This is a genomic window from Streptomyces asoensis (genome assembly GCF_016860545.1).
GTDB lineage: Bacteria > Actinomycetota > Actinomycetes > Streptomycetales > Streptomycetaceae > Streptomyces > Streptomyces asoensis.
Genome location: NZ_BNEB01000005.1, coordinates 1,106,980 through 1,124,193 on the forward strand (window position 1 = coordinate 1,106,980; position 17,214 = coordinate 1,124,193).

Annotated in this window: 13 protein-coding genes and 1 riboswitch; of the genes, 3 read left to right on the plus strand and 10 right to left on the minus strand. The window is 74.3% G+C overall.

Annotated features, from left to right (window positions below; translation table 11 throughout):
* Positions 1-50 precede the first annotated feature (50 nt).
* Positions 51-848 (plus strand): N-formylglutamate amidohydrolase, encoded by a 798-nt coding sequence (locus Saso_RS27910; RefSeq protein WP_189924210.1) that lies wholly within the window; start codon positions 51-53, stop codon positions 846-848.
* Between the two features lie 133 nt (positions 849-981).
* On the opposite strand, the gene Saso_RS27915 is transcribed toward Saso_RS27910, so the two are convergent.
* The 3 genes from Saso_RS27915 to Saso_RS27925 form a co-directional block, all read right to left on the minus strand.
* A complete protein-coding gene (locus tag Saso_RS27915; RefSeq protein ID WP_189924208.1) occupies positions 982-1,512 on the minus strand; it encodes a hypothetical protein in 531 nt (176 codons plus the stop codon).
* Between the two features lie 5 nt (positions 1,513-1,517).
* Positions 1,518-2,093 carry an RNA polymerase sigma factor gene (locus Saso_RS27920; RefSeq protein WP_229901369.1) on the minus strand — a complete coding sequence of 192 codons (576 nt, stop codon included), beginning with the start codon at positions 2,091-2,093 and terminating at the stop codon, positions 1,518-1,520.
* A 70-nt stretch (positions 2,094-2,163) separates the two neighbouring features.
* Positions 2,164-3,603, minus strand: a complete 1,440-nt coding sequence (locus Saso_RS27925) for a S8/S53 family peptidase (protein WP_189924204.1) — start codon at positions 3,601-3,603, stop codon at positions 2,164-2,166.
* 249 nt (positions 3,604-3,852) lie between these two features.
* Here Saso_RS27925 and Saso_RS27930 point away from each other — a divergent pair, with 249 nt between their 5' ends.
* Positions 3,853-6,432: a CHAT domain-containing protein gene (locus Saso_RS27930; protein WP_189924604.1), complete on the plus strand. Its 2,580-nt coding sequence runs from the start codon at positions 3,853-3,855 to the stop codon at positions 6,430-6,432.
* 24 nt (positions 6,433-6,456) lie between these two features.
* On the opposite strand, the gene Saso_RS27935 is transcribed toward Saso_RS27930, so the two are convergent.
* Positions 6,457-8,523, minus strand: coding sequence for a LuxR family transcriptional regulator (locus Saso_RS27935; RefSeq protein WP_189924203.1), 2,067 nt, complete (start codon positions 8,521-8,523; stop codon positions 6,457-6,459).
* Between the two features lie 94 nt (positions 8,524-8,617).
* On the opposite strand from Saso_RS27935, the gene absR1 reads away from it, so the two are divergent.
* A complete protein-coding gene (gene absR1 / locus Saso_RS27940; RefSeq protein WP_189924201.1) occupies positions 8,618-9,703 on the plus strand; it encodes a beta-glucuronidase AbsR1 in 1,086 nt (361 codons plus the stop codon).
* A gap of 136 nt (positions 9,704-9,839) precedes the next feature.
* Here absR1 and Saso_RS27945 read toward each other — a convergent pair whose 3' ends face one another.
* The 6 genes from Saso_RS27945 to Saso_RS27970 form a co-directional block, all read right to left on the minus strand.
* Positions 9,840-10,973 (minus strand): LLM class flavin-dependent oxidoreductase, encoded by a 1,134-nt coding sequence (locus Saso_RS27945; RefSeq protein ID WP_189924199.1) that lies wholly within the window; start codon positions 10,971-10,973, stop codon positions 9,840-9,842.
* A gap of 45 nt (positions 10,974-11,018) precedes the next feature.
* Entirely contained in the window at positions 11,019-12,392 is a 1,374-nt protein-coding gene (locus Saso_RS27950; protein WP_189924196.1) for an NtaA/DmoA family FMN-dependent monooxygenase, read from the minus strand.
* A gap of 18 nt (positions 12,393-12,410) precedes the next feature.
* Positions 12,411-13,619 carry an LLM class flavin-dependent oxidoreductase gene (locus Saso_RS27955; RefSeq protein WP_189924194.1) on the minus strand — a complete coding sequence of 403 codons (1,209 nt, stop codon included), beginning with the start codon at positions 13,617-13,619 and terminating at the stop codon, positions 12,411-12,413.
* Between the two features lie 117 nt (positions 13,620-13,736).
* Positions 13,737-14,762, minus strand: a complete 1,026-nt coding sequence (locus tag Saso_RS27960) for an ABC transporter substrate-binding protein (protein WP_189924191.1) — start codon at positions 14,760-14,762, stop codon at positions 13,737-13,739.
* Positions 14,763-14,856: 94 nt separating this feature from the next.
* Positions 14,857-15,660, minus strand: a complete 804-nt coding sequence (locus Saso_RS27965) for an amino acid ABC transporter ATP-binding protein (RefSeq protein WP_189924190.1) — start codon at positions 15,658-15,660, stop codon at positions 14,857-14,859.
* On the minus strand, positions 15,657-16,637 hold the full coding sequence (locus Saso_RS27970) for an amino acid ABC transporter permease (protein ID WP_189924187.1): 981 nt from the start codon (positions 16,635-16,637) through the stop codon (positions 15,657-15,659). Before Saso_RS27970 ends, Saso_RS27965 begins: the two co-directional genes overlap by 4 nt.
* 392 nt (positions 16,638-17,029) lie before the next feature.
* A riboswitch (SAM riboswitch) is annotated at positions 17,030-17,149 on the minus strand.
* Positions 17,150-17,214: the final 65 nt, after the last annotated feature.

Below are 17,214 nucleotides of genomic sequence, written 5' to 3' on the forward strand. Positions count from 1 at the left end.
TGTGGCACCGTGATCGTGCGACACACCGCCGACGCCCCCGGAGCAGCCCCATGACCTCTGCCGCGCCCTCCTTCGCCCTCCTGCCCGGGGCGGCCGCGTCGCCGGTGATCCTGCACGTACCGCACTCGGCGCGGGAGATACCGGCCGAGGTGCGGGCGGGCATCGTCCTGGACGACGGCGCGCTGGAACGGGAGCTGGACCACATCACCGACGCGCACACCGCGCGGATCGCCGAGAAGGCGGCGCGGCGGGCGGGGACGGCGCCCTGGCTGTTCGTCAACCGGCTCTCGCGGCTGGTCGTCGACCCGGAGCGGTTCCCCGACGAACGCGAGGAGATGGGGGCCGTCGGCATGGGCGCCGTGTACACGCGGACCACGCACGGCGGGGAACTGCGGCCGCGTCAGACCGATCCCGAGCCGCTCGTCGCCCGGTACTTCCGGCCGTACGCCCGGGCGATGACCGACGCCGTCGCCGAACGGCTGGCGGCCGTCGGGCGGGCCGTGGTCGTCGACGTGCACTCCTACCCCACCGAGCCGCTGCCCTACGAGCTGCACGGCGAGGGGCCGCGCCCGCCGGTCTGTCTGGGCACCGACGCCTTTCACACCCCGCCCGAGCTGCTCGCCGCCGCGCGCGCGGCGTTCGGGGAGGTCGCGGACGTGGGGCTGGACAGCCCCTTCTCCGGGACGTACGTGCCCCTGGCCCACTACGGCAAGGACCCGCGGGTGAGCGCGCTGATGGTGGAGATCCGGCGGGACACGTACATGAGCGAGCCGGGCGGTCCGGCCGGTCCGGGACTCGACCGGCTCGCCACGGCCCTGGCGGTCCTGGTGGACGCCGTCACCGGCTGACCCGGCCGGCCCTCCCGCCCGGACGCGGGCTCGGCGGCGCCCGGCCGGACAGCCGGTCACAGGCAGCGCAGCGCGCCGTGGCGCCGGCGGTGACCGGATCGGCCCCCCGCCCCGCACGGGCCGGACGGCCGGGTCAGGCCTTCAGCCACTCCGTCACGACCACCTCCGCGGCCGTGCGCAGCCGCAGGGCGAAGGGACCGCTCGGCGGGGCGTCGCAGGCGAAGCGGCCCAGGTCGTCCGCGGTGAGCGCGGCGCCCGCCCGGGGGCCGTGCAGGACCTCCACCGAGGCCGGCTGGGGCGGCAGCAGCTGCCCCAGCAGCCCCTCGTCGGTCACCTCGACGTCGACCGTCAGGCCACCCGTGTGGAAGGTCAGCATCCGCGGTACGTCCATCGCGCCCCGCACCGGGATGGCGTCGACCAGCGAGTCGAAGGTCAGCTCGGCGATCCGCGCGTCCAGGTCGTGCAGCGCGTACGCCTCGATGGCGGCCCGGCGCAGCTCGGCGGGGACCGGGTCCAGGACGGCCGCGGCCTGGCGGAGTTCCTCCTCCAGGCGGTCGTGGTCGAACTCCTCGTCGACGAAGGGGACGTCGCCGAAGATGTCGTCCCCCTCGTCGTCCCTGCCGTTGGGCCGGTCGGGTCCGTAGGGTCCGTCGGGTCCGTTCATGCCGTTCACAGGGCTCCCCGTGCGTCGAGTCGGGCGCGCAGGCGGCGCAGACATCGCTGGCGCATCGGTCCGATGCTGCCGACGGCGATGCCCAGGGCGGCCGACACCTCCTGATAACTGGGCGGCGGCGAGGCGATCAGCACCCGCAGCAGTTGGCGGCAGCGCTCGCCGAGCGCCTCGAACTCCTGCCAGAGGAAGCGGACCCGCTCGCTCTGCGCGGCCGCCTCCTCGGAGTCCAGGACGGTCTGCTCCGGCGTCCGGTCCTCGCTGGCCCGGTCGAGCACCAGGGGATCGTCGGTCGGGGTCAGCCGCCTTAAGCTCTTGATCACTTTCAGGCACTCGTTGCGGGCCGTGCTCGCCAGCCACGAACCCGCCTTGTGGGGTTCGCGGATCCGCCCGAGGTGCTGGGCGAAGCGGAACCACACGGTCTGGTACACCTCGTGTCCGTCGGCGTCGGAGAGCCGGTGTGCGCGCACCACCGACCACACCAGCGGGCTCAACCCGTCCACCAGCGCTTTCCAGGCCGCGGTGTCGCCGTCGACGGCGGACTGGACGAGCGCGCCGACATCAGTACGGTCCACGGCCCCACCCCTCGTGTACGGCCTGTCATCGTACGCCGTGGCGGGGCCCCTCTCGGACGTCATGCCGGCCTCACGCCGGACCCACCGGGACCGGCCGCCAGGTGGGCGGGAGCAGCGCCGGTACGTGGGTGCCCCGCACCTCCGCGAACTCGGCCCGGTCGGCGAGCAGTCGGCGGGCGGCGGCCCGCGGGTCGGTCACGCCGTTCGCGGTCATGTACGCCGCGACGAGCCCGGCCACGACAGGTGTGGCGAAGGACGTGCCGCTCCACGACGCCAGGCCCTCGAACATCACCTGGTCCGGCTTGCCCGGGCTGGTCTGCTGCGCCTCGCTCAGCACGCCGGTGTGGCGCGGGGACCGGCAGGTGCAGGTGTAGGTGAAGCCGTAGCGGCAGCTGTCGTAGGTGGAGTGCTGGTAGACGTACGGGACGGGGGTGTCGAAGCCGGTGAGGGCGCTGACCAGGCGCTCGCCGGGCGCGTAGACCTTCACCCAGGGGCCGTGGTTGCTGAAGCAGGCGCCGAACTCGCCGTCGCCGCGCAGCGCGCCGACCGACAGCACGGCGTCGGCGTACTCGGGCAGCGAGGCGTAGGCGGCGGGCCAGAACGGCGAGGAGCTGGCGTTGTTGCCGGCCGCCGCCACCAACAGGGTGTCGCGCGACCGGAGTTCCTCCATGAACGCGGCGACGCCGAGCAGTCCGTCCACGCGGCCGTTGGAGGTGCCCGCGGAGAGGCTGATGATGTCGGGCCAGCCGTCCTCGACGGCGTCGAAGAGCCGCTCGCCGAACTCGGACTCCAGGATCGCTCCGGCGTCGTGGAGGGTGCCCCGCACGGTGACGTCGGTGTGCGGCGCCACGGCCGCGACGAGCCCGGCGATGAACGTGCCGTGACCGACGTACTGCTGGAGGATCCCCTGTTCGTCGGTCTCCCTGACCTGGGCGTCGCCCTCGGTGCGGGCCAGCAGCGGGTAGGAGCGGTAGTCGTGGGTCAGGCCGGTGTCGACGACGAGCACGCCTACGGCGCCGTCCGTGCCGTCGCCGCCGTCGGCGTTGCGCGCCGCCGGGGCCGCGGCGGGGTTGGGCTGCGCGCTGGGCGCGGCGGGCACCGGCTCGTCGCCGGGGCAGGCGTTGACCGCGATCGACACCAGGTGGTTGCGGCTGACCAGCCGGCGGCCCGCGCGTCCCTCCGCCTGGCGCAGCGCGCGCAGGGCCCCCGCCACGGTGCGGTCGGTGCCGCGGCCGCCCTCGCCCGGGTCGCCGACCCGGATGCGGGTGATGCCCGAGCGGTTGTCGCGCGAACCGGACCGGCGCACGTGCTCCGGGTCCAGGCCGTCGGTCGCGGTGAAGTGCGCGCGGACGGCGTCCTCGACGACCCGGGCCTCCTCGCCGTCCCGCGCGAGGACCACGCCCTTCTCATAGATGAACTCGGCGGAGTCGTCCGGTCCCATCGCCAACGGGACGTCGGGCAGGGCGCGTTGGAGGTGATCGAACTGCTCGTGGAATCGTTGTGGTGCCATGGCGTGTCCTCCCCATACAGCCGGTGTCCGTGAGCAAGACCCGCGGGACGGTGGTCTGATACAGGTGGTGCGACGGCAGAAGGGGGTCGCGCGGTTGCGGCCGCACGCCCCTTCCCGGCGCCGGGTCCGTCCGTGCGACGTCCGATCGTTACTGGTGGATACGGTGCCGAACCGGTGTGGTGCGCAGGCCGGAGCACTACCATCCGTGGAGTGACAGCGGGAAACGACTCGGTTCTCGAACTGCTGCCGATGGTGTTCGCCGCACCGGGCGACGCGTTGTCGCGGGCCGAAGGGGTCCTGGACACCGACCCGACACCGTTGCACGCCTCGGTCGCCCACCAGGTGATCGGCATCTGGCAGCGGGACTGGGGCGACATGCGCCTCGCCCTGGACCACCTGCGCCGCGCCCGGGACCTCGCGGCGCGCGCGGAGTCGGCCGAGCGGGAGGCGGACGTCCTCGGCACCCTCGGTGTGGCGCTGGTGCACGCGGGCCGCACCCGGCAGGGACTCGCCGCCTTCGAGCGGGGTGTCGAGCGCGGCACGGGTCACACCCGCGCCCGCGTGCTCTACCGGCGGGCCTACTCCCTGTGGGTCCTCGGCCATCACCGCGAGGCGCTGGAGGACCTGCGCCGGACCATCCCCGTCCTGCGTCAGGCCGACGACGTCATCTGGACGGCGCGCGCCCTCACCCTGCGCGCCACCGTGCACCTGGCCCTCGGGGCGGTGGACCGGGCGGAGGCCGACTTCACCGCGGCCGAGACGCTGTGGGACACCACCGGCCAGGAGCACGACAAGGCGGACGCGGTGGAGAGCCGGGGGCTGGCCGCGTTCCGTTCCGGGGACGTCCCCGCCGCGCTGCGGCTCCTGGACGAGGCGGAGGAGCGGTACGCCAAGCTCGGCACCCCGACGTTCATGCTCGACATCCGGCGCTGCGAGGTCCTGATGGCGGCCGGTCTCGCGCCGGAGGCGCTGGCGGAGGCGGACGCGGCGATCGCGGTGCTCGACGGCATCGGCGGGCAGTCCACCCGCAAGGCGGAGCTGCTGCTCGCGGCGGCGAGGGCGGCCCGGCTGGCGGGCGATCCCGGAACGGCCATCGCCCGCGCGGCGGTGGCCGAACGGCTCTTCGCCGGGCAGCGGCGCACCTGGTGGGAGACGCACGCGCGGCTGGTGCTGATCGAGGCGCGGGTGGCGACCGGGCGCGCCTCGGGACGGCTGGTGGCCGACGCGGCCGGGCTCGCCGAGCGGCTGGCCGCCTTCCAGGCACCGGCCGCGCCGGAGGCGTGGCTGCTGGCGGGCCGCATCGCGCTGGAGCTGGACTGGAGCACGGACGCCGAACGGTATCTGCGGCGGGCGGCGCACAGCCGGCGCAGCGGTCCGCCGCTGGCCCGGATGACGGGCTGGGCGGCGCAGGCGCTGTGGGCGCGGGCCACCGGCTCGCGCCGGGGTGTCCTCGAGGCCTGCCGGCGCGGGCTCGACGTCCTCGACGACCACCGTACGACCCTGGGCGCCTCGGAACTGCGGGCCCGCGCCACCGCGCAGGGCGCGGAACTCGCCGCGCTGGCCCAGCAGGCCAGTCTGGAGGGGGGCGGGCCGCGGCAGTTGCTGGTGTGGAGCGAGCGCTGGCGGGCCACGGCGCTGTCGACACCGCCCACCCGGCCGCCGGCCGACCCGGCGCTGCTGAGCGGGCTGACCGCGTTCCGGGTCATCGCGGCCCGTGCGGAGGCCGCGCGGATGGAGGGCCGGCCGGTCCCGACGCTGGAGCGTGAACAACGGCGCCTGGAACGGGAGATCCGGTCCCGGACGCTGCACATCCGCGGGGTGACGCCCTGGGGCGGGGACCGGTTCGGCGGGGACCGCTTCGACGCGGCGCTGCTGCTCGAACGGCTCGGGGACGCACGGCTGGTCGAACTGGCCGTCCTGGACGGACGGGTGCAGGTGCTGCTGTGCGGGGGCGGGCGGGTGCGCCGGTTCGCGGGCGGGCTGCTGGCCGAGGCGGAGCGGGAGGCCGAACACGTCCAGGCCGGGCTGCGCCGCCTCGCGCACCCCGGTGCGGCCGGCCGGCTGCCGGTGGTGGAGGAGGCCGGACGCCGGCTGGAGGAGCTGCTGCTGGGCGACGCGGCGGGGCAGTTGGGGCCCGGTCCGCTCGTGGTGGTCCCGCCGGCCCGGCTGCACCGGGTGCCGTGGGCACTGCTGCCGTCGTTGCGGGACCGGGTGGTCAGTGTGTCGCCGTCGGCGAGCGGCTGGCTGCGCGCGCGGCAGACCGAACCGCCCCCGGGCGGGCGGCACGTCCTGGTGCGCGGCCCGGGGCTGGCGTCCTGCGGGGCGGAGGTGCCGGAGGTGGCCGGGCGCTACGGCAGGCCCGTCGTGCTGGAGGCGGACGACGCCCGGGTGCCGCGGGTGCTTCAGGAGCTGGACGGGGCGGCGCTCGCGCACATCGCCGCGCACGGCACGTTCCGCGCCGACAGCCCGATGTTCTCCTCGCTGCGGATGGCGGACGGGCCGCTGATCGTCCACGACTTCGAACGGCTCGCGCGCAGTCCGTACCGGATCATCCTCTCCAGCTGCGACACCGCGCGGCTCGCCTCCGTCGGCGCTGACGAACTCCTGGGCCTGGTAGCGGCGTTGCTGCCGCTGGGCACCGCGGGCGTGGTGGCGAGCAGCGCGCCCGTCAACGACGAGGCGGTCGTCCCGCTGATGCTGGCCCTGCACAAGGGCGTCAGCGCCGGTCTCCCGCTGGCGGAGGCGCTGCGGGACGCCCGGGCCGCGCTGCCGGACGACGCGCTGCACCGGGCTACGGGATGGGCGTTCACGGCGTTCGGTGCGGCGTGAGCGGGGCCGCGCCGCGCCGCCGGTTCACGCGGGCTGTTCCACCAGCCACGGGAGGGCTCCCCGGTCGCCCGCGCCGAGCCGGGTGTAGGCGCTGTACAGGTGGTTGCCGACCGTCCGCACGGACAGGGTGAGCCGTTCGGCGATCTGCCGGTTGCTCAGACCGGCCGCGGCCAGCGTGACGATCTGCCGCTGGCGGGCGGTGAGTTCGCCGAGGACCAGGCCGGACAGGGCGGGGGTGCGGGCGCCCTGGCAGCGCCGGGCCAGGGCGACGGCACGGGTGCGGGCGGTGCGGGCCGCGCTGGGATCGCGGTGGACGCGCACCGCCTGCGCGTACGCCTCGGCCGCGAACAGCAGGAACCCCCGCTCCTCCAGCTCGGCGGCCACCGAGTCCAGCGCGGGCCCGTCGCCCCGGGCCAGCGCGCGGGCGTGACGGCCGAAGAGTCCGTCGCAGGGCAGCAGCCGGACCCCCTGCGCGACCCCGCCGAGACGGACGACGTCGTAGACGGCGTAGGGGTCATGGGCCGCGTAGGGGTCGTGGGCGGCCACGCCGGGCCCATGAGCCGCGTGGGACGTGCGGGCCGCGTCGGACGTGCGGGCCGCGTCGCACGTGCGGGCCGCGTCGGACGCGTGGGCCGCGTGAGCCGAGTCGGACGTGCGGGCCGCGGCGGTCGCGCGGGCTGCGTGGGCCCCGGCGGTCGTGTCGGTCGCGTGGGCCGTGTCGGACGTGCGGGTCGCGCCCGGGGCGGGCCGTGGGCCGGCTCCGGGCGGGGTGGTCGGGTCCAGTGCTCTCAGGGCCGTTTCGAGGTCACCGCGGGCCGCCGGGGGCCAGGCGGCCGTGCCGGGGTGCTCGGCGAGCAGGTCGACCGGTGCGCCGGTCTCCCCCGACTGGACCGCGGCCAGGGCGAGTTCGGTGCGGCAGGCCCGGTCGTGCGCGGCGGCGGCCAGGCCCTCCGCCGCCCAGGCCGCCGCCTCGCGCAGCTCCCCCCGCAGCCGTGAGAACCGCGCGCGGACGGCGGCGTACGGCGCGGGTACCTGTTCCCCCTCCGCCACCAGCCACTCCCCCACGGGCGTGGGCACCGTGCGGACGTCGGCCCGGTCGATGCGGCGGGTCAGCCCGGCCGCCTCCGCGTCGAGCGCGCCGTCGAGGGGGCGGCGCAGGCCGGTGAGCCGTCGCGTGCGCAGCCGGCCGGCCGCGGCGCGCAGGACCGGGCCGTGCAGGGGGTGGGCCAGGCGGACGGTCGTGTCGTCGCCGACGTCGAGGAGTCCGTCCGCCTCGAGCCGTTCGAGGACCCGCAGGTCCAGGGTGTCCGCCGCGAGCGGCAGGGGCTCGGCGAAGGCGAGGCGGTCGAGGGTCTCGCGCTCGTCGGGGCAGGCGCGGGCGAGGACGGCGGCGGTGCGTTCGCGCAGGGCCGGGGTCACCGGGACCCGGCCGCGCCACGTCCGCTCGTCGGTGTCCGCGTCGACGGTGAGCAGGCTCCGCTCGCGCACCGCGTCCAGCAGGTCCCGCAGGAGGCGCAGGTCGCCCCCGCACAGGCGGTGCAGACGGTTGGCGGTGAGAGGCTCGAGGGGCCCGCCCGCGCCGGCCGTGAGGAGCGGGCCCACCGCCTCTCGGGACAGGGGCGCGAGGGCCAGCCGGGGCAGGAGTCCGCCGGTCCACAGCCGGGTGACGGCACCGGGTGCGGGGGCACCGTCCGTGACGAGGACCAGCAGCCGGGTGCGGCCCAGGACGGCCAGCTGGTGCAGCAGGGCGGCCGAGGCGTCGTCCAGCAGATGGGCGTCGTCGACGAGCAGCATGCGCACCCCGGTGAGGAGCTGTACGGCGCGGTGCAGGCCGACGCCCTCCGGCAGCAGGGGCGCGAAGGCGGCGAAGGGCAGGGAGCGGGTGCCGGGGGTGCCGGCCACCCGGGCGCAGTCGGCGCCGCGGACGGCCTCCATGGCCAGGCGGGTGCGGCCGCAGCCCGCCGGTCCGGTGATCACGACGCCAGGCCGGCCCGCCGCCGACGCGCGCCGGACGAGCTCCAGTTCCTCGTCGCGGCCGGTGAACGGCCAGGGGAGTCGCAGGGTCTCGGGCGGGTTCTCGATCGTCGTCACCTCAACTGGAGCCGGTGTACTCACTCCTGATACAGGGCGACTTGAGTAGGCCCCGACTCAGGCCGTCGGCGACCGCGCACGGCAGCCTGGGCGCATGACCGCCCGATACTGCTCGCTCGCCCCGCAGTCGGTCCCCGTGTACGCGCCGGGGCTGGCCGCAGAGCGGCTCGGCGCGCTTCTGAGCGGGCGGCGGATGTGGGTCAACGGCACCGTGCTGCACTACTGCTTCTTCGACCGTGAGAGCGACGCGTCGGTGATCGCGCTGCCGGGCACCGGGGAGACCCGCCGGGTCTCGTGGGTCGGCGGCGAGGAGCAGCGGGAGGTCGTGCGGGACTGCTTCCGTGAGTGGCGGGACCTGGGCATCGGCGTGGTCTTCAGGGAGGTCGCGGACCGCTCGGAGGCGGAGCTGCGCATCGGCTTCCAGGCGGGGGGCGGCTCCTGGTCGGCGGTGGGCCGCGACGCGCTGTCGGCGGGCCTCAACGAGCGCACCATGAACTTCGGCTGGGACCTGACCGCGCCGGGCGAACGCGCGACGGCGCTGCACGAGATCGGGCACGCGCTCGGCATGCAGCACGAACACCAGAGCCCGTTCGCCGGTCTGCACTGGGACGACGAGGCCGTGTACGCCGATCTGGCGGGCCCGCCGAACTACTGGAGCCGGTCGCGCACCGACGTCAACGTCCTGCGCAAACTGGATCCGGCCGAGGTCAACGGATCGGTGTGGGACTCCCAGTCCATCATGGAGTACGCCTTCCCGGCGGGCCTCATCCTGGAGCCGGAGCAGTTCCGCGGGGGCGTGCACCCGTCGGGCGGGTTGTCGCCGATGGACAAGGAGTTCGTCCTCGGCTGGTACCCGCCGCCCGCGACGCCGCGGCCGCCCGCGCTGGTGCCGTACCGGTCGGCGGCGCTGTCGCTGGCGCCGGGGGAACAGGCGGACTTCACCGTCGAGCCGCGTGAGACCCGCGAGTACACCGTCGCCACGTTCGGTGCGAGCGACTCGATGGCCGTGCTGTTCGAGGAACGGGACGGCGAGCCCCGCTTCCTCGCGGGGCACGACGACGGGGGCACCGCGCACAACGCCACGATCCGGGCCCGGCTGGTGAAGGGCCGCCGCTACGTCGTGCGCGTACGCCTGTACTCCGGCTGGGGTTCGGGCGAGACGGCACTCATGTGCTGGTGAGCCGCAAGGCCACACGAAGACCGCAGTCCGGCGCCGGGGGGTGCGCCGGGGGCACGTCGCCTTCGGGGGAGGGAGACGTGTCCCCGGCCGCACCGGCGCCTCGGCCCCGCGGCAGCCGTCGGCGGTCGGCCCGGGGTCAGTGGCCCCGGCGGCGCCACTCCCGCGCGAGCAGTTCGTAGGAGCGGACACGGTCCGCGTGGCCGTGGGTGAGGGTGGTGACCAGCAGTTCGTCGGCGCCGGTGGCCTCCTGGAGCTGCTCCAGGAGGTCGGCCACCCGGGCCGGGGAGCCGACGAACCGGGTGTCGATCCGGTCCTGGACGAGATCCCGGTCCTCCTCGGTCCAGACGTGGGCGCGTGCCTCCTCGGGCGTCGGGTAGGGGACGGCGCCCTCGGCGGTGCGGATGCTGCGCACCCACAGGCCGTAGCCGGCGGCGAGTTCGCTGGCGCGGTCGTCGTCCTCGGCGACGACGACGTCGGCGGAGACACTGACGTACGGCGTGTCCAGGGCGGCGGACGGTTTGAAGCGGGCCCGGTAGCCGTCCACCGCCTCCAGGACGGTGGCGGGGCTGACGTGGTAGTTCGCGGCGAAGCGCAGCCCCCGGTCACCCGCGACCTGCGCGCTCTGTCCGCCGCTGCTGCCCAGGATCCACACGTCGACGTCGGCACCCTCGCCGGGTACGACATGTGCCTCGACGCCCTCCGGGGAGCGGTAGGTGCCGGCCAGCAGGGCGAGGACGTCGTCGACCTGCTCGGCGTAGTCCTGCGACTCGGCGTGGGGCAGCAGGAGCAGTCTGCGGTGCAGGGCGATCCGCGGCGAGCCCAGGAGGCGTTCGAAGGAGAAGCGGGGCGGGATCAGCAGGCCGTTGGGGGCCCGGCCGTCGACGACCGGGGTGGCCGCGGGCGGCGGACTCCCCGGCTCGCCGGGCGGCCGGCCGCCCGAGCGGCCGAGGCCCAGGTCGAAGCGGCCGGGGTGCAGCGCGTCGAGCAGGCCGAACTCCTCCACCGTGGACAGGGCGGTGCGGTGGCCCAGCTGTACGGCGCCCGAGCCGAGCCGGATGGTGGAGGTGGCGGCCGCGGTCAGGGCCAGGAGGACGGCCGGGGACGTGCCCGCGACACCGGGGTTGAGGTGGTGCTCGGCGAACCAGTAGCGGGCGTATCCGAGGCCTTCGGTCCGCCGGGCCAGGTCGATGGAGTTGCGCAGGGCCTGCGCGGCCGTCGATCCGGAGGAGACGGGCACCAGGTCGAGGACGCCGAGCGGGATCTCAGTCACAGGCCGCCTCCCCCACGGCCGGCGGACGGGTGGCGGCGCGGGGCCTCACGAGGCCGCCCGCTCGGCGGCGGAGTCGTCCGGGTGGGCGAGGCCGAGGTGGTCCCTGAGCGTGGTGCCCTCGTACTCGGTGCGGAAGACGCCTCGTTCCTGGAGGAGCGGGACGACGTGGTCGGCGAAGCCGTCGAGGCCGCTCGGGGTGATGTGCGGGACGAGGATGAAGCCGTCGGCGGCGTCGGCCTGGACGTACTCGTCGATCGTGCGGGCGACGGTTTCCGGGGAGCCGACGAAGTTCTGGCGGTTGCCGGTCTCGATGACCAGGTCACGGATCGACCAGTTGTGGGCCTGCGCCAGCTCGCGCCACTCCCGGGCGGTGGCCAGCGGGTCGCGGTACATCCGCACCTGGGCGCGGCCGCGTGCGATGTGGTGCTCGCCGGGGTCGGGGTCGATGTCGGGCAGGGGGCCGTCGGGGTCGTAGCCGGACAGGTCCCTGTTCCAGACGAACTCCAGGTGCTTGAGGGCGGTGGCGCCGCTGACCTGCCGGCGGCGCACGTCCTTGGCGATCTCCTCGGCCTCGGCGTCGGTGTCGCCCAGGACGAAGCTCGCGGCAGGCAGGATCAGCAGCTGGTCGGAGCGCCGGCCGTAGGCGGCCAGGCGGGACTTGACGTCGCGGTAGAAGGCCCGGCCGGCGTCGAGGGTGGCGTGCCGGCTGAAGATCGCGTCGGCGGTGGAGGCGGCGAACTCGCGGCCTTCGTCGGAGTCCCCGGCCTGGAAGATCACCGGGCGGCCCTGGGGGCTGCGCGGGACGTTGAACCGGCCCCGGATGTCGAACTGCGGGCCTTCGTGGACGAAGGCTCCGGCCCTGGCGTCCGTGAGGAAGGTGCCGGTGCTCTGGTCGGCGACGATCTCGTCGCCCCGCCAGGAGTCGAAGAGCTCGCCCGCGGTGGCGAGGAACTCCTTGGCCCGGGAGTAGCGCTCGTCCTGCGGGAGGAAGCCGCCCCGGCGGAAGTTCTCCCCGGTGAAGGCGTCCCAGGACGTGACGACGTTCCACGCGGCGCGGCCGTCGGAGAGGTGGTCCAGGCTGGCGAACTGGCGGGCCACCTCGTAGGGCTCGTTGAAGGTGGAGTTGATGGTGCCGGTGAGACCGAGGCGTTCGGTGACGGCGGCGAGCGCGGCGAGGATCGTGAAGGTGTCGGGGCGGCCGACCACGTCGAGGTCGTATATCCGGCCGCCCTGCTCGCGCAGCCGCAGCCCCTCGGCGAGGAAGAGGAAGTCGAACTTGGCCCGTTCGGCGGTGCGGGCGAAGTGGGCGAAGGAGTCGAACTCGATGTGGCTGCCGGCCTTCGGGTCGCTCCACACGGTGGTGTTGTTGACACCGGGGAAGTGCGCGGCCAGGTGGATCTGCTTGCGGGGCTTGCTCATGGTGGGTCTCCCTCCCGCTCAGGCGTGGGCCGGGGCGGCGTAGCGGTTGGCGGGGCGGGTCAGGCCGAGCAGCCCGCGCAGGGTGTCGGCCTCGTAGGCCGTGCGGAAGGCGCCGCGGCGCTGGAGTTCGGGGACGAGGCCCCGGGTGATGGCCGGGAGGTCGTGGCCGGCGACGGCGGGGCGCAGCCGGAACCCGGTCAGGCCGGTCGCCCGGAGTTCCTGGAGCAGGTCGGCGAGTTGGGCGGGGGAGCCGGTGAAGACGCGGGCGTCGCTGCGGTACTCCTCGCCGGCGAGGGTGTCGAGGCGGTCGCGGCGGGCCGCGGCCTCGGCCGGGTCGTCGTCGAGGAAGACCACCAGGTCGGCGAAGAGGTGCAGCGGCTCGGCGGCGCGGCCCGCCCGCTCCTGCTCGGCGCGGACCTCGGCGACGATCGCCCGGGCGTGGTCGCCGTCGCGCGGGGTGACGTAGCCGACGTCGGTGGCGCGGGCGACCAGGCGGTAGGGGACGGTGTCGTGCGCGAGGGCGGTGACCGGGGGCTGGCCCTGTGGCGGCCGCGGGGTGATGGAGGGCCCCTTGACGCTGAAGTGCCTGCCCTCGAAGTCGATGTGGTGGAGTTTGTCGCGGTCGATGAACCGGCCGGTCGCGACGTCCCGGATCTCCGCGTCGTCCTCCCAGCTGTCCCACAGGCGGCGCACGGCCTCGACCCAGTCGGCTGCCTCGTCGAACAGGTCGGTCACCAGGTCCTGGGTGGCCGGGTCGTCGTAGGCGGTGATGCGGGGGATCGTGCGGCGGCCGAAGTGGGCGGCTTCGGTGGGGCGGGCGGTGATCTGGACGCGCAGTCCGGCGCGGCCGCCGCTCACGTAGTCGAGGGTGGCGATGGCCTTGGAGAGGTGGAAGGGCTCGGTGTGGGTGACCACCGCGGTCGGGACCAGGCCGATGTGGCGGGTGAGCGGGGCGACGCGGGAGGCGACGAGGACGGCGTCGAGGCGGCCGCGGACCTGGTCGGTGCGGTCGTCGGGGTCCAGGAAGTGGGAGGACTGCGGTCCGAGGCCGTCCTCGATGGTCACGAAGTCGAGCAGTCCGCGCTCGGCTTCGGCGACCAGGTCGGCCCAGTAGCGGGCGGAGAACAGCTCACGGGGGCGGGCGACGGGCTCACGCCAGGAGGCGGGGTGCCAGCCGGTGCCGTCCAGGGCGACGGCGAGATGCAGCGGGGATGAGGTCGAGGACACGAGGGTGCCTTCCTGGAGGGTCCGGCCGAGGGCCGGGGAGGGGTCGGCGGCTGCCGGCGCGCCGGCCACGCGCCGGTCGGGTCGGCCCGCGCGGGGAGGGCGCGGGCCGACGGTCCGTCAGGAGTTGTCCAGCGGGAGTCCCGGCGGGTTGATCTCGGACTTGGCGACGGCCTCGTTCGAGAGGTTGTAGGCGGCCAGCCACTTGGCGTACTGCCCGCTCTTGATGAGGTGGTTGATGGCGTCCGCCACCGGCTTGGCCAGGCCGCTGTCCTTCTTGGCGGTGGCGGCGATCAGGCCCTGGAGCGTCTCGCCGGCCCCGGAGAAGGTGCCGGCGCTGCGCGTGGCGTTGGCCGTGCCCGCGGTCTTGGCGACGTTGTAGGCGATGCCGGGGTTGGGTCCGAAGAACGCGTCGATCTTGCCGCTGTTGAGTGCCAGGTAGATGCCGTTGCGGTCCGGGTAGTACTTGATGGTGAGCTTCTTGCCCTCGGACTCCAGCTTCTTCTTCCACTCCAGGAGGATCTTCTCCTGGTTGGTGCCGGAGCCGACGGTGACGGTCAGGCCGGCGAGCTTCGCGTAGTCGCCGTCGAAGTTCCACTTGCTGGACTTCTTCACCTCCCAGCCGAGGTTGTCCTGGCGGTAGGAGGCGAACTCGTACTTCTTCTTGCGCTCCTCGGTGTCGGTGACGTTAGAGAAGGCGACGTCGACCTTGCCGCTGTCGATGCCGACGAAGAGGTTCTCCCAGGTGAAGTTCTTCGTCTCGGGCTTCAGGCCGAGGACGGCGGCGACCAGGCGGCCGAGGTCGGGCTCGGCGCCGGTGAGGGTCTTCTGGTCGTCGCCGACGTAGGCCAGCGGGGCGAAGCCGGAGGGCAGTGCGCCGATGCCGATGGTCAGCTTGCCGCTCTTCTTGACGGCGGCGGGCAGTTCGTCGCTGATGGACTTGACCTCGGTGACCTTCAGGTCGGTCTCCTTGGCGGCGCCGTTGGAGACGCGGCCGATGGTCACGCTGCCTGCGGCGGCGCTGTCGGTCCCGGTGGCCGCTTCGCTGTCCCCACCGCAGGCGGCGAGCCCGGTGGCGAGGGTGGCGACCGCGGTCGCCGCGGTGATGCCGCGGATCAGGCTGCGTCGGGTGAAGTGGGCAGACATGGCCGTCCTTTGTGACTGGAGGAGAGGGTGGTGGCGTGGGGGGAGGTCGTGATGTGCCGGGGTCCGGGCGGCTCGGTGCGCGAGCGCCTCGGGATCAGAGCACCTTGCTGAGGAACTCCCGGGTCCGCTCGTGGCGCGGCCGGTCGAGGACCTCGCCGGGCGGGCCCTGTTCGAGGATCTTCCCGCCGTCGATGAAGACGACCTTGTCGGCGACCTCACGGGCGAAGCCGACCTCGTGGGTGACGACGACGAGCGTGGTGCCGCTGGTCGCCAGGTCCTTGATGACGGCGAGGACTTCGCCGACGAGTTCGGGGTCGAGGGCGGAGGTCGGCTCGTCGAAGAGGATGACGCCGGGGCGCAGCGCGAGGGCCCGGGCGATGGCGACGCGCTGCTGCTGGCCGCCGGACAGCTGCCTCGGGTAGGCGGCGGCCTTGTCGGCGAGGCCGACCCGGCCGAGGAGTTCGCGGGCCAGTTCGAGGGCCTGGGGCTTGGCGAGCCGGCCCGTGGCGACCGGCGCGGCGGCGACGTTGTCCAGCACGGTCAGGTGCGGGAACAGGTTGAAGTTCTGGAAGACGAAGCCGATCCGGGAGCGCTGGGCGAGGATGGCCCGTTCGCTCAGCTCGCGCAGCCGGTCGCCGTGCCTGCGGACGCCGATCGGCTCGCCGTTGACGCTGACGTAGCCGCTCTCGGGCTTCTCCAGGTGGTTGACGACCCGCAGCAGGGTGGACTTGCCGGAGCCGGACGGGCCGAGGATCACGGTGACCTCGCCGGGCCGCACGGTCAGGTTCACCCCGTCCAGGACCCGGTGGGCGCCGTACCACTTGTGCACGTCGTGCACCTCGACGGCGGCGGGGACGATGTCGGTGGCCCCGGCGCTCCGTACGGTCTCGGCGGTCATACGGCGGCCTCCCGGCGGATGCGGGCCCGCAGGTCGGTGAGACCGGTCCGCAGCTTCTGCAACGGTGTCGGCGGCAGGGACCGGGTGGCGCCCCGGGCGTAGTACCGCTCGACGTAGAACTGGACGACGGAGACGAGGCTGGTCAGGATCAGGTACCAGACGGTGACCACGAGCAGCAGCGGCACGATGTCGCCGGGGTAGGTGGACCCCATGGTCTGCGCGGTGCCGAACAGGTCGAGCAGCGACACGTAGAAGACCAGCGAGGTGGACTTGACCAGGCCGATCAGCTGGTTGACGTAGTTCGGGGTGATCGACCGCAGGGCCTGCGGGAAGACGATCTTCCAGAACTGGTAGCCCCTGGGCAGGCCGAGCGCGGCGGCCGCCTCGTGCTGGCCCTGGTCGACGGAGAGGATGCCGCCGCGGACCACTTCGGCCGCGTAGGCGGCTTCGTTGAGGCTGAGGCCGACGACGGCGATCACCATGTCGGTGGCCAGCCGGGACTCGTCGAAGCGGAAGAACGCCGGGCCGAAGGGGACGCCCACGCTCAGGGTCTGGTAGAGGGCGCTGAAGTTGAAGAGGAAGAGCAGCACCACGATGAGCGGGATCGAGCGCAGCGCCCAGACGTAGGTCCAGCTGACGGCGCGCAGCACCGGGCTCTTCGAGAGCCGGGCGACGGCGAGCAGGATGCCGCCGAGCAGGCCGAGCACCGCGCTGTAGGCGGCCACTTCGAGGGTGATGAGCAGTCCGTCGAGGATCACCGGCCGCAGGAACCAGTAGCCGAAGCGGTCCCACTGGTAGAAGGGGTTGGAGACCAGGCCGTGGGCGAACTGCGCGACCAGGACGAGGACGACGGCGGTGGCGATCCAGCGGCCCGGCCGGCGCAGCGGCTGGACGCGCTGGGCGGTGGGCTTGCGCGGGGGTGTGTCGACGACGGGTGCGGCCTCGGCGAGGGTCACGGCACCTGGGGGTTCACTCATGAGGGGCTCCGGGAGTGGGACACCCCGGGTCACGGCAGGCGTGTGCGGCGGTGTGCGCTTCGGCGGGGCGGCGGGGACCGCTCGGCGGCAGCGCACGGGGCAGGGCGCACGGATGCGTACGAAGACCGGGGTGGGGCGGACAACGGCACACCGCTCGGGCGGTGTTCGTCAGGAACGCGGCGCGGGGCCGGGGGCGAGGGGTTCGTTCAGCCCCGACAGCGGGCGCGGCCCGGTGCGGTACACAGTGCGCTGTTCACGCGGAGGAGGTCGACGGCGCGGTTGGCGACGAGGATGTCGAGGTACGGCCGTACGCAGCCCCGGGAGCGGCGGGGCGCCGTCCGATGAGCTGCGTACATGTCCGTCACCGTCTCTGGTTTCCGGCCCTCGAGAGAGCCTCGCGCTTACCGATTCGTCGTCACCGAAACGTCGGTCCGGTCGTCACCTGGGGCACCCCACCGCGGAGCGAGGGTTGCCGGTCGGCCAGCCAGGGCTTGTCACCGACACTCATGACCGTTCTGGGCCGTAAGTTAAGACACTTGCCCGGTGGAATGTCAACGGCTGTCCGGTGGATGGACCG

Excerpts from the sequence above, each read along its gene's own strand:
- Saso_RS27910 (WP_189924210.1), top strand. The coding sequence starts at position 51 with ATGACCTCTGCCGCGCCCTCCTTCGCCCTCCTGCCCGGGGCGGCCGCG.
- Saso_RS27915 (WP_189924208.1), bottom strand. The coding sequence starts at position 1,512 with ATGAACGGACCCGACGGACCCTACGGACCCGACCGGCCCAACGGCAGG.
- Saso_RS27925 (WP_189924204.1), bottom strand. The coding sequence starts at position 3,603 with ATGGCACCACAACGATTCCACGAGCAGTTCGATCACCTCCAACGCGCC.
- Saso_RS27930 (WP_189924604.1), top strand. The coding sequence starts at position 3,853 with ATGGTGTTCGCCGCACCGGGCGACGCGTTGTCGCGGGCCGAAGGGGTC.
- absR1 (WP_189924201.1), top strand. The coding sequence starts at position 8,618 with ATGACCGCCCGATACTGCTCGCTCGCCCCGCAGTCGGTCCCCGTGTAC.
- Saso_RS27950 (WP_189924196.1), bottom strand. The coding sequence starts at position 12,392 with ATGAGCAAGCCCCGCAAGCAGATCCACCTGGCCGCGCACTTCCCCGGT.
- Saso_RS27960 (WP_189924191.1), bottom strand. The coding sequence starts at position 14,762 with ATGTCTGCCCACTTCACCCGACGCAGCCTGATCCGCGGCATCACCGCG.
- Saso_RS27965 (WP_189924190.1), bottom strand. The coding sequence starts at position 15,660 with ATGACCGCCGAGACCGTACGGAGCGCCGGGGCCACCGACATCGTCCCC.
- Saso_RS27970 (WP_189924187.1), bottom strand. The coding sequence starts at position 16,637 with ATGAGTGAACCCCCAGGTGCCGTGACCCTCGCCGAGGCCGCACCCGTC.